Raw genomic sequence first — 11607 nt, 5'->3', positions numbered from 1 at the left:
TGAATACTACTGTGTTTTTCTATGAATACTATTGTGTTCAGCCGTGAATACAATAGTGTTTTTATTCAATTACTAAATCAATCTTTTTCAGTGTCTTATCGTCCGAGGAACCTCCATATAGGATTTGGTATTTACCCGGGCGAACCTCCATGGTCTGTGTATTGTCATTGAAGGATTGGAAAGCTTTCGGTTCCAATTGGATGCTAACCGGTTGTTCGCTGCCAGCCTTCACGTTCACACGTTTGAATGCTTTCATCGCTTTTAGCGGTCCGGCGGGATCGTTCGGGTTCTTGATGTAGATCTGAGCGACCTCGTCACCATCCATCTTGCCTGTATTGGCGATATCGAAGGAGAGGGTAACCGATTCGTTGGAAGCGATCTTATCCTTTGACAACTTAGCGTTCTTATAATCGAATGTTGTATAGCTCAAGCCATAACCGAACGGATAAAGCGGAGTCTGCGTCATGTAACGATAGGTACGGCCTTTCATGCTGTAATCTTGGAAGTCCGGAAGCTGGTCTACGGATTTATAGAACGTGATTGGCAAGCGTCCGGCCGGGTTATAGTCTCCGAATAAAACGTCGGCCACGGCTGTTCCACCTTCTTGTCCGCCATACCAAGCGTTCAAGATAGCGTTTACATGATCGTTCTCCCAATTCAACGCCAATGCGCTACCCGTACATACCACGTATACCACAGGCTTTCCGGTGGCTACCAAGGCTTTGACCATTTCCTTTTGTACGGCCGGGATCTCGATATTCGTGCGGTCGCCTTTTCGGAAACCTTCAGCGTCTACCGGCATTTCCTCACCTTCCAGACGTGGAGAGATACCACCTACGAATACGATGACATCAGCGTCTTTAACCTTGCTGGCCGTAGCTTGGAAATCTACGGGTGTGCGTACGCCTACCGTAAAGTTCAGGTCAGCGCTACCCGTGCGTTGCATATATTCGATCTTTATGGGATATTTCTCACCTTTCTTAGCGTTTAGCGTATAGAGTTTTTCTGCTCCATATTCGTTTTCCCATACTTCGGCGACTTTAGCCGTATCGATATACAGGCGGAATGCGTCGTTTCCGGATAGTTTGAACTCGACCGGACCATCTATCGGAGACTCGAACTCGCCCGTAAAGCGAGCCGTGAAGTTTGTCAAGTTTACGTTCGGGGCGAATTGGGTGTTACCTCCGGTGGTATAATGAAGCTCTTTCGCTAATCCCTTGTAGGCGGGGGTACCCTCGAACTCGGTATTGTTGAAGAATTCGGAGGCGAAGCCTTGTCCCGCCGTGGAAGATACGTGGCTACCTAGGTCTGTCACGACAAAATCGGCGGTATGGTTGCAACCCAGCTCGTAGATAACCTCTGCGTTCGGGACTTTATTGCGGATACCTTCCACGATCGTGACGGTCTTGGTCGGGAAGCCGTTGTAGTTGGCCCATAGCATGGTCGAGTCCGCTGCGTTCGGTCCGACTACGGCGATCTTCTTGATATTCTTGTCCAGAGGAAGCATATTATTCTTGTTCTTCAACAAAACGATACTTTTACGTGCCATATCCAGTGCCTTGGCGATATGCTCCGGGCTCTCGACTACGCTGTAAGGTATCTTAGAATAAGGAACCCGCTCGTCCGGATCGAACATACCTAGCTCGAAGCGACCTTTCAGCAGGCGGCGTAAGGATACGTCCAGATCTTTCTCCGAGATCTTACCGTCGGCCAAGGCTTTGTTTAGCGCACGGTAGCTACCGCCACATTCTAGGTCGGTACCGTTCAATACGGCGTCGGCGGATGCGCTCTCAGCGTCCGGGTGCGTCTCATGGCGAGGCGTATTTTTGTCTTTTCTCCAGAAATCATCGATAGCACCGCAGTCGGAGAGGATGATATTGTCGTATCCCCAGCTATTACGCAAGATATCGATCAATAATTTGTCGCTGCTACAGCAAGGTTTGCCCTCAAAACGGTTATAGGCGCACATTACCTCTTGTACATCGCCTTCCTTAACTAATGCCTCGAAAGCCGGAAGGTAGGTCTCGTACAAGTCGCGAGGGGTAGCTTCAGCGTTGAATTCGTGGCGGTTCCATTCCGGACCGCTGTGTACGGCGTAATGCTTCGCGCAAGCGTGCGTCTTGTAATAATTAGGATCATCGCCTTGCAATCCGCGGGTTACGGCTACGCCCATCTTCTCGGTCAGGTAAGGGTCCTCGCCATAGGTTTCCATACCCCGTCCCCAGCGAGGGTCACGGAAGATATTGATATTTGGGGTCCAGAAAGTAAGGCCTTTGTAACGGTCGTACTCCTTGTCTTTCTGGTATTGGTGGTATTTGGCACGGGCCTCGTCGCTGACCATCGTGAAGGTCTCGTGAACGGCGTTATCGTCGAAGGTAGCCGCCATGGCGATCGCTTGTGGGAATACGGTCGCACGTCCGGCACGAGCCACGCCGTGAAGAGCTTCGTTCCACCAGTCGTAAGTCGGGATTCCCAAACGCTCGATGGCGGGGGTTACGTTCATCATTTGGCCGATTTTCTCCTCCGGTGTCAGTCGGGATAGTAAGTCGTCGATACGTTCTTCCAAGGGAAGATCCGGATTCCGGAAAGGGTAATCTTGTTGTTTTTCACTACAAGAGGCGGTGAGTAGGAGGGTGATCATCGCTACTGTCAGTTGTTTCATTTTCATGTTATTAAATTTTAGATATTGTTTATCTTACATTATTACTTATTGTAAACTATTTTAAGATAGATCGTTATCTTTGATATTGATGGAGCAAAACTACGATTTTAGAAGCATTTTTTCAAACAGGAACACTTAAAATAGGTTACTTTAGTGGTTATTCATTTAAAAGCCCTATTTTTGCCGTAACAGATTAAAACACGAAAGAATGATGAAGAAGTATCTATTTTTGTTACTAATAGGGGCCGCTAGCCTGACGGCCTGCGGAGACGATGACGATCCCGTTGTTCCGGAATTGAATAAGCTAACGAAAGTTTCTTGTTATAAAGACGGAGCTTCAAGCCCGCTTTTTACCGCTGATATCAATTATACGAGCGATGGCAAGATCTCAAATATAAATTTGGGAGTGGATAAGTTATTGTTCATTTATTCGGATGGTAAATTCTCTGTCACAGGCATTCATTCCGGTGAGGTTATAGAGGAATATACGTTAAGCGGAAATGTAATTACAAGTAAGAAGATCTCTCAAGAGAATCCATACGCCAGCAACGAGATCTATGTAAGCGATGAATATTCCTATCGTTATTCAGGCTCGAATTGGGTGTTGACTTCTTGGAATGCCCGTTGGCCGAAAGAGTTTGGGACGGGATACGAGGAGAGAAGTTATCCGGAGTACGAGAAATATACATGGGAGAACGGCAACGTGGTTCTATATGCCCAGTCATTGGATAGCCGGGAGATGAGGTACGAGTATAGCGTGGCGGAGGCTCCTAAGAACTTCCCTCTGCGAGTGATCGGTTCTTTCTCGCCGGTTGGCTTTGAGTCTGTAACACCTCTGAACTTGTTATATGGTATCCAAAACCGGAATCTTCCGATCCGTGCCTACACCTATACGATCCCTAACCAGAGCGAGGTGAAAGCTGAGTACAAATACACCTATACCACCGTGGGAGATTATATAACGGGTATGACTATCGATGAGAATGACGGAGGAACCGCAAGCTCTTATAAGTATACTTTCGAGTATAATTTCGCCGTGAAGTAAGGAGACATGCCTTGTTTGGTTTAATTAACATACACATATGCAGCATTTCCGCCCTAAAACGCATTTCTAATTTTATAGAATTAAAAGGTTGATTAGTTTAATTGATAAACTTAGAAAGGAAGTATTATGAACGGATTCTTTAATTTTAGGAAATTAGTTGTAGGTGTAATGGCGGCTACTTGTTTTATGGGGTTTCAATCTTGCTTGGACGATGATGATGATTATCCTTACAGTAAAGTGTTGCCGAATGCGTTGGTGACGGTTAAGCCGGTCGATGATGGTTCATATTTTCTTCAATTGGATGATAGCACGACCTTGTTGCCTGTCAATATGACCTCTTCTCCCTTCGGGCAGAAGGAGGTGAGAGCGTTGGTGAATTTTGACGAGACGAACGAGTCTAGCGGAATTTACAGCAAGGCCGTAAATATTAATTGGATCGACAGTATCCTTACAAAACCAATCGCTCCGGATTTGGGGGTGACTAGCAACGATTCGATCTATGGCTCCGACCCTGTGGAGATCGTGAACGATTGGGTTACCATCGCCGAGGACGGATATCTGACACTCCGTTTCAGGACGATCTGGGGAGACCGCAATAAGGCTCATTTTGTAAACCTACTGACAGGCAAGGACCCGGAGAATCCTTATGAGGTAGAGTTCCGCCATAACGCTTATGGCGATGTATATGGCGCATATGCGGATGGACTGGTCGCTTTTAAATTGGATAGCCTTCCGGATACGAATGGTAAGACGGTTAAGTTGAAATTAAAATGGAAGTCATTCGATGGCGATAAGTCTGTGGAATTCAATTATTGTTCCCGCAAGTCTACTCCGGCAAAAGCATCTATAGCTGCCGAGAGAAGCGCCTTAAATTTGAAATAGGTCGGTTTGATCGTTTAAATAGATGGGGATTTGGCAGGGAGTGAATCTCCCTTGCTTTTTGAAAGTTCTTTCCTAGTGATAGGGAAGGACTTTTTTTATGGATAGAAACAAAAAAGGACTCTAAGAAGAGTCCTTTTTATTCGTGGGCAGTGATGGATTCGAACCACCGAAGGCGAAAGCCAGCTGAGTTACAGTCAGCCCCATTTGGCCACTCTGGTAACTGCCCATTCCAATATGTTTTATTGAGCCTCTTGTCGGATTCGAACCAACGACCCCGAGATTACAAATCACGTGCTCTGGCCAACTGAGCTAAAGAGGCATCTGTTATTCGTTTGCGGGTGCAAAGGTAGTAATAATATCTTACGATGCAATAGCTGGAGGCATTTTTTTTCAAAAGGGAACGAAAAAAACCGTCCGGGAAAACTCTCGGGCGGCTCTTCTCTACACGTAACTTACATCAAATTAAATCAATATCTCTTACCAACGGTTTCCCAGTCGATAATCCTCCACAATGCGTTCAAATGATCCGCACGGCGGTTCTGGTAATCCAGATAGTAAGAATGCTCCCATACATCGAATCCCATGATCGGAGTCAATCCCTTAACGACCGGGTTACTACCGTTGGGTTCTTTGGTAATTGAAAGTTTGCCGTCTTTATCTTTAGCCAACCATACCCATCCTGAGCCGAACAAGCCTGTACCGGCGGCCACGAACTCTTTCTGGAAGTTCTCGAACGATCCCCACGTAGACTTGATAGCCTCGGCTAGCTTACCCGTAGGTTCGCCACCTCCGTTCGGGGAGAATTGGGTAAAATATAGATTGTGATTCAATACTTGGCCGGCATTGTTGAAAATGGCTCCGTCAGACTCACGAACGATCTGCTCCAGCGGAGCGTTCTCGAATTTCGTGCCCTCAATCAGCTTATTAAGGGTATTTACATAGTTCAATAAATGTTTTCCGTAATGGAAATCAATTGTTTGTTTGCTGATAACTGGTTCTAAACCGTCGTTTGCGTACGGTAACTGGATTAACTCGAATTTCATAACTTCTTCTTTTTTATCTGTTATTTGACTATTTGTGATCATTAATAATAAACTTAAACATAATGTAAGCATTGTCTTCTAGTTTTTTATGTTGATTTACTATATAAACAGAGCCGAGGGGATGAAAGTTCTGGGTTCGGTGATGATTTTTTAGTGAAAATATGTTTGCGGCTAAAGTTTTATAGGGAAAACTATGTGTTATATATCGCAAAAGTTTCTATTTTTGTGCGCTCTTAAGCTTTTATTAATAAGTAAAACATATTTGTAGATGGTAAAGAAAGTTGGGAATTTAATTCCAAACACCTTTTTTATTACAAAAGGAAGTGGCGAATCAGACTTGGAGAAACACGCTGGTTCTTACCACATGGCTCTTTATGACGCCGGTATCTCTGATTTTAATATCATGACGTATTCGTCGGTGATACCCGCTACGGCACATCTGGCAACCATGGATGAACTAGACCTTCCTCCATTTGGTTCGGAAATGAAAACGATCATGGCTGTATCCCATGGATATCAGGATGAGTTCGTGTCTGCTGGTGTGGTTTACGCATGGATGTATAAGGATGAGAACTTTGATGAGAAGGTTGGTGGCCTTGTGTGTGAGGTCAGCGGACGTTACCGCATCGAGGAGCTTGAGTCTCGTCTGATCCGTGTTATTAACGATCTTCATCAGAAGACGTATGGGAAGTATTATCTTGGAGAGCTTAACTTTATCACCGAGGGAATTACGATCGAGAAACGCTATGGAACGGCGTTGGCCGCCCTTTGCTTCGTGGATTTCCTTCAACCGGAGATCGAGGAATAAGTCGTGTTGAGTATTTTTTGTGATATTTATAGAGCCGGTTCCTTTCAAGAGCCGGCTTTTTTGTTAACTTTGAGCAACAAAAAACATATAAATATTGTTTTCGTGATATGAAAAAGATAATTAATCCGTGGGAAGGGCTGGACGGTTATATGTGTTTCGGTTGCGCTCCGAACAATCCGCTGGGGCTGCATATGGAGTTTTTTGAGGATGGTGACGATATCGTGGCGTTCTGGAAGCCGCAAGGTACTTACCAAGGATGGCTACGTACGTTGCACGGAGGTATACAGACTACGCTGATGGATGAGTTGGCCGGCTGGGTGGTCTTGAGGAAGTTGCAGACCTCCGGGGTGACCTCACGCCTCGACGCCAAGTTTATGAAGAGTATCTCTACGGACGAGCCCCAACTGATGATACGGGGACGGATGATAGACCGGAAACGGAACGCCATCTTCATAGAGACCGAGATCTATAACTCGGCGAATGAGTTGTGTACCCGTGCCGAGATGGTTTATTTCATCACCCCGCAAGAACGTGCGATGGAGGAGTTTGGTTTTTGTGGGTGTAAGACTGAGGATGAAATTAGTATAAATAAAAAGAAAAGTTAGGTTATTATGAAGTATGTTGGGGCTCACGTGAGTGCGGTCGGTGGGGTTGAGAATGCCCCCGTTAATGCCCATGAGATCGGTGCGAAGGCTTTTGCCCTTTTCACCCGGAATCAGAGGCAATGGAAGTCGCAGCCGTTGAAGGCGGACAGTATCCATTTATTTAAGGAGCGGTGTGAAGCGTACGGTTACGATCCGGGATGTATCTTGCCGCACGATAGCTATTTGATCAATCTGGGGAACCCGGACGCCGAGGGATTGCAGAAATCCCGTGACGCTTTTCTGGACGAGATGACACGCTGCGAGCAACTGGGACTGAAAATGCTGAATTTCCATCCCGGAAGCCATTTGGGGAAGATGGAGGTGGATACCTGCCTGTCTCGCATCGCCGAGTCGATCAATATCACGTTGGCTCAGACGAGTGGCGTATGTGCCGTGATAGAGAATACGGCGGGGCAAGGCTCGAACTTGGGATATACCTTCGAGCAGATCGCCTATATTATAAATGAGGTAGAGGATAAGAGCCGGGTGGGAGTATGCCTCGATACGGCGCACACGCTTGCCGCCGGTTACGATATAAAGACACCGGAGGGATTTGCCGAGACATTTCGTCATTTCGACGAGGTGGTCGGCTTTTCTTATTTAAGGGGTATGCACTTGAACGATTCTAAAAAGGAGCTGGGATCACGTGTGGACCGGCATGAGAGTATCGGTAAAGGCTTGATGGGCCTTGATACCTTCCGCATGATCATGGTGGACCCCCGTTTCGACAATATGCCCTTAATCCTAGAGACCCCGGACGAGGCGCTTTGGCCGGAGGAGATACAGCTTCTATATAAACAATTAAAATCTTGATTATATGTTCATTTTAATGCCTGTCATTTTTGTCTTAGGAATCCTCGCTATTGCCTTGGAGGATAAGATCAAAATAAATAAAGCGGCCATAGCGTTGTTCATGGCTATCTCTATGTGGATGATATTGATGTTCGATGCCTACAATATTTTCGTCGAACGCTCCAGTACGATCTTTCAAGAGTTCTTGACCCAGAACCCGGAGATGGCCAGCTTGCCCCCGCATGAGCAATTTATTAATTTTATATCGAACCGTGCGATTGTTTATCATTTAGGAAACGTCTCCGAGACGCTTTTCTTCGTGATGTGTTCCATGTTGATCGTGGATATCGTGGATAAGCATGGTGGTTTTAGGGCCGTGACCGGGTATATCCGTACGCCGAATAAACGTAAGCTGTTGTGGTATATAAGTTTCGCTACTTTTTTCTTCTCCGCCTTATTGGATAACTTAGCGGCCGCTATCGTGATCATGGCGGTGTTGCGTAAGCTGGTACCGGATCGTACGGATCGTTTGAAATATGCCTGTATGGTGATTATAGCGGCGAACGCCGGCGGCTCATGGTCGCCGATTGGTGATGTGACGACCATCTTGCTTTGGGTCGGAAAGAATATCTCGGCGATGCACCAGATCTCTCACGTGTTTATCCCCGCTTTGGTTAATATGTTGGTGCCGTTGACGATCGCCCATTTCTGGTTGTTCAAGAAAGGATCTACTTTGCGTGTGTTGAGCGAGGAGGAGCAAGGCGACGAGTACATACCGGAGATACCGAACCGTTCACGCCGGATGATCTTCGTGATCGGTGTGCTTTCCTTGGCGTTGGTGCCTGTCTTCCAGATGGTGACGAACTTGCCGCCGTTCTTGGGCGTCTTGCTGGGATTGGTAATCCTCTGGTTCTATACGGATTTGATGTATAGTAAGCTGCACATGCATGAGTCCCAGAAACTCCGTATTTCCCAATTGTTGCCGAATATCGATTTGGCTACGATCTTCTTTTTCTTGGGTATCTTGATGGCCGTGGGAGCGCTGGAGACCTCCGGGCAGTTGGGTATCATGTCCGCTTTCTTGGATAAGCATGTACATGAGCCGTATCTGATCAGCTTCGTGATCGGTGCCTTGTCCTCCTGCGTGGATAACGTAGCCTTGGTAGCTGCTACGATGGGTATGTACCCGATCGTGGAGCAGGTGGCCGACTTATCGCCTTACGCACAGTTCTTTGTATCGGACGGTGGTTTCTGGACCTTCTTGGCTTATTGTGCCGTGACGGGGGGTAGCATCTTGATCATTGGTTCGGCCACGGGCGTTACGGTAATGGGATTGGAGAAGATCGATTTTATGTATTATACGAAACGGTTCTCTATCTTGGCGTTGATCGGCTATTGTTGCGGCGCCGGTGTATATATGCTTTTATTTGCTTAAAACTTTATTTATATGAAGAAGAGTTGGATTTTATTAACCGCTTGCGCCGCCCTGTTATCTGGGGTGGAGGCTATCGCCTGTACCGGTTTGCTGGTGGGCAAGAAGGCTTCGACAGACGGTTCGGTAATGATTAGTTATGCGGCGGACTCGCATTCCCTGTATGGGGAGATGTATCGTTGGCCCGCCGCTACATGGCCGAAGGGCGCCATGTTGGAAGTGAAGGAATGGGATACGGGAAAACCGCTGGGCAAGATCGCCCAAGTGGAGAATACCTATTCCGTAGTGGGTAACATGAACGAGCATCAGGTGGCTATCACGGAGAGTACGTTCGGCGGACGCCATGAATTGGTGGATACGACGGGTATCATGGATTACGGTAGCTTGATCTACATCGCTTTGCAACGTTCCAAGTCGGCCCGTGAGGCGATCAAGGTCATGACGGACTTAGTAAAGGAATATGGCTATTACAGCAGTGGCGAGACGTTCTCTATCGCCGATAAGAACGAGGCTTGGGTGATGGAGATGATCGGTAAGGGACCGGGTAACAAAGGTGCCGTTTGGGTAGCGATCCGCATCCCGGACGATTGTATCTCGGCGCATGCCAACCAGTCCCGTATCCAGCAGATACCGTTTGACGATAAGGAGAATTGCATATACTCGCCGGATGTGGTTTCTTTCGCCCGTGAGAAAGGATATTTCAAGGGAAAGGACGCTGATTTCAGTTTCGCCAAGGCTTATTGCCCGTATGATTTCAGCGCCTTGCGTGGATGCGAGGCTCGTGTATGGTCTTTCTTCCGTAAATATGATACCACGATGGATCAGTATACGGATTTTATCAAGGGTGATCCTTCCAAGGAGCCGATGCCTTTGTATGTGAAGCCGAATCGTAAGCTTTCCGTTCAAGACGTACAGAATGGCATGCGCGACCATTACGAGGGAACGGATCTGGATATGACGAAAGATGCCGGTGCCGGCTCGTATAAGGTTCCTTACCGCTGGCGGCCGATGACGTTCGAGGTAGACGGGCAGGAATATACGAATGAACGTGCCATAGCGACGCAACAAACGGGCTTTGTGATTGTTCCACAAATGCGTAACTGGTTGCCGGACGCTATCGGTGGTATCTTGTGGTTTGCCGTGGACGACGCTGATATGGCGGTCTTCACTCCTGTATATGCGTCGGTAACGGATGTTCCGGAGTGCTATCGGGTGGGAAACGGCGATTTGCTGAACTTCTCTTGGACTTCCGCTTTCTGGATTCATAACTGGGTGGCTAATATGGCTTACCACAAATATAGCTTCATGATTCAGGATATCCGTAAGGTACAGCAGGAGTTGGAGAATGGTTATCAAGAGACCGTACCGGCTATCGATAAGGCGGCTCAGGAGTTGTATGCCAAGGACCCGGCGGAGACTGTCAAGTTCTTGACGTGGTATAGCACGACTAATTCAGACTCCGCTACCGCCCGCTGGAAGCAATTGGGTGAGTATTTGCTGGTAAAATACATCGATGGAAACGTGAAGAAAGAGGTGAACGGACAGTTCAAGCGTAATCCGTACGGCCAGCCCGCATCTCCCGATTTTCCCGGATATGACGAGGACTATTACCGTAGCATCGTGAAGAGTGCCGGCGATCGACTGAAAGTAAAATAAATACCAATAATAATCTAATGTTGAACTAAACGAAAGAAAGCGTATGAAAAAGTTTGTAATGATGCTGATGTTAGCAGTCTTTAGTCTGGGAGCTTATGCGCAGACGCAGCAAGGACAATCTGCCGTGGGATTTAACATCGGTTATGGATTCGATTCGAAGAATGCCACGTTAGGAGTTGATTACCGCTATTGTATCACGGATGCGGTACGTTTGAGCCCGTCTCTTACTTATTTCGTAAAGAATGACAATCACAGCACTTGGGCGATCGACTTGAATGCTCATTATGTAGTGAAGTTAAGTGAGATGTTCGGTTTTTATCCATTAGCGGGGCTTAGTCTGTCCTTTTGGAATTGGGATGCGGGCCATGGCCTTTCTCATAACGAGACTCGTCTGGGAGCCAATATCGGTTTAGGCGGTGAGGTTTATGCTACCGACAATCTTTCGATAGGATTGGAGGTGAAGTATAATATCATCAAGGATTTCGATCAGGCCATGCTGGGCGTTCGCGTAGGATATAGTTTCTGATCCCAATATAGTCACAGCCCCACGGCAGTACTGCCGTGGGGTTACACCAGTACTGCTTCCGGCTCTCGCCGATACTGGTGTAGCCCATTGCCGGTACAGGCGTTTCCTTTATTCCTT

Annotated in this window: 10 protein-coding genes and 2 tRNA genes; 8 read left to right on the top strand and 4 right to left on the bottom strand. The window is 47.1% G+C overall.

What is annotated here, in order from left to right; all coding sequences use genetic code 11:
* Positions 1-61: 61 nt before the first annotated feature.
* Entirely contained in the window at positions 62-2668 is a 2607-nt protein-coding gene (gene xyl3A, locus BDI_RS06045) for a xylan 1,4-beta-xylosidase (protein ID WP_005862132.1), read from the bottom strand.
* Positions 2669-2873: 205 nt separating this feature from the next.
* Here xyl3A and BDI_RS06040 point away from each other — a divergent pair, with 205 nt between their 5' ends.
* Positions 2874-3707 carry a DUF5032 domain-containing protein gene (locus BDI_RS06040; protein ID WP_005856724.1) on the top strand — a complete coding sequence of 278 codons (834 nt, stop codon included), beginning with the start codon at positions 2874-2876 and terminating at the stop codon, positions 3705-3707.
* Between the two features lie 126 nt (positions 3708-3833).
* On the top strand, positions 3834-4589 hold the full coding sequence (locus BDI_RS06035; protein ID WP_005856726.1) for a NigD-like protein: 756 nt from the start codon (positions 3834-3836) through the stop codon (positions 4587-4589).
* 143 nt (positions 4590-4732) lie between these two features.
* On the opposite strand, the gene BDI_RS06030 is transcribed toward BDI_RS06035, so the two are convergent.
* The 3 genes from BDI_RS06030 to BDI_RS06020 form a co-directional block, all read right to left on the bottom strand.
* A tRNA-Tyr gene (locus tag BDI_RS06030) sits at positions 4733-4815 on the bottom strand.
* A 19-nt stretch (positions 4816-4834) separates the two neighbouring features.
* Positions 4835-4908 (bottom strand) — tRNA-Thr (locus BDI_RS06025).
* A 148-nt stretch (positions 4909-5056) separates the two neighbouring features.
* Positions 5057-5704, bottom strand: a complete 648-nt coding sequence (locus tag BDI_RS06020; protein ID WP_005856728.1) for a superoxide dismutase — start codon at positions 5702-5704, stop codon at positions 5057-5059.
* A 196-nt stretch (positions 5705-5900) separates the two neighbouring features.
* Here BDI_RS06020 and BDI_RS06015 point away from each other — a divergent pair, with 196 nt between their 5' ends.
* The 6 genes from BDI_RS06015 to BDI_RS05990 all read left to right on the top strand — a co-directional run bounded on the left by BDI_RS06015 (position 5901) and on the right by BDI_RS05990 (position 11490).
* Positions 5901-6440 carry a pyruvoyl-dependent arginine decarboxylase gene (locus tag BDI_RS06015; RefSeq protein WP_005856730.1) on the top strand — a complete coding sequence of 180 codons (540 nt, stop codon included), beginning with the start codon at positions 5901-5903 and terminating at the stop codon, positions 6438-6440.
* Between the two features lie 107 nt (positions 6441-6547).
* Positions 6548-7045 carry a PaaI family thioesterase gene (locus BDI_RS06010; RefSeq protein WP_011966355.1) on the top strand — a complete coding sequence of 166 codons (498 nt, stop codon included), beginning with the start codon at positions 6548-6550 and terminating at the stop codon, positions 7043-7045.
* Positions 7046-7051: 6 nt separating this feature from the next.
* Positions 7052-7897 carry a deoxyribonuclease IV gene (nfo, locus tag BDI_RS06005; protein ID WP_011966354.1) on the top strand — a complete coding sequence of 282 codons (846 nt, stop codon included), beginning with the start codon at positions 7052-7054 and terminating at the stop codon, positions 7895-7897.
* A 4-nt stretch (positions 7898-7901) separates the two neighbouring features.
* Complete coding sequence (nhaD, locus tag BDI_RS06000; RefSeq protein ID WP_005856736.1) at positions 7902-9311, top strand: sodium:proton antiporter NhaD; 1410 nt, start codon at positions 7902-7904, stop codon at positions 9309-9311.
* A gap of 12 nt (positions 9312-9323) precedes the next feature.
* Positions 9324-10964: a dipeptidase gene (locus BDI_RS05995; protein WP_011966353.1), complete on the top strand. Its 1641-nt coding sequence runs from the start codon at positions 9324-9326 to the stop codon at positions 10962-10964.
* A 43-nt stretch (positions 10965-11007) separates the two neighbouring features.
* Positions 11008-11490: a porin family protein gene (locus tag BDI_RS05990; RefSeq protein ID WP_008772096.1), complete on the top strand. Its 483-nt coding sequence runs from the start codon at positions 11008-11010 to the stop codon at positions 11488-11490.
* Positions 11491-11607: the final 117 nt, after the last annotated feature.

The sequence above is a fragment of the Parabacteroides distasonis ATCC 8503 genome (assembly GCF_000012845.1).
Lineage (GTDB): Bacteria > Bacteroidota > Bacteroidia > Bacteroidales > Tannerellaceae > Parabacteroides > Parabacteroides distasonis.
This window is presented reverse-complemented; position numbering and strand designations above follow the sequence as displayed.

Bases quoted from the DNA above. Each gene is read 5' to 3' on its own strand.
- BDI_RS06015 (WP_005856730.1), top strand. From the start codon at position 5,901: ATGGTAAAGAAAGTTGGGAATTTAATTCCAAACACCTTTTTTATTACA.
- BDI_RS05995 (WP_011966353.1), top strand. From the start codon at position 9,324: ATGAAGAAGAGTTGGATTTTATTAACCGCTTGCGCCGCCCTGTTATCT.
- BDI_RS06035 (WP_005856726.1), top strand. From the start codon at position 3,834: ATGAACGGATTCTTTAATTTTAGGAAATTAGTTGTAGGTGTAATGGCG.
- BDI_RS06010 (WP_011966355.1), top strand. From the start codon at position 6,548: ATGAAAAAGATAATTAATCCGTGGGAAGGGCTGGACGGTTATATGTGT.
- xyl3A (WP_005862132.1), bottom strand. From the start codon at position 2,668: ATGAAAATGAAACAACTGACAGTAGCGATGATCACCCTCCTACTCACC.
- BDI_RS05990 (WP_008772096.1), top strand. From the start codon at position 11,008: ATGAAAAAGTTTGTAATGATGCTGATGTTAGCAGTCTTTAGTCTGGGA.
- BDI_RS06020 (WP_005856728.1), bottom strand. From the start codon at position 5,704: ATGCTTACATTATGTTTAAGTTTATTATTAATGATCACAAATAGTCAA.
- nhaD (WP_005856736.1), top strand. From the start codon at position 7,902: ATGTTCATTTTAATGCCTGTCATTTTTGTCTTAGGAATCCTCGCTATT.
- nfo (WP_011966354.1), top strand. From the start codon at position 7,052: ATGAAGTATGTTGGGGCTCACGTGAGTGCGGTCGGTGGGGTTGAGAAT.
- BDI_RS06040 (WP_005856724.1), top strand. From the start codon at position 2,874: ATGAAGAAGTATCTATTTTTGTTACTAATAGGGGCCGCTAGCCTGACG.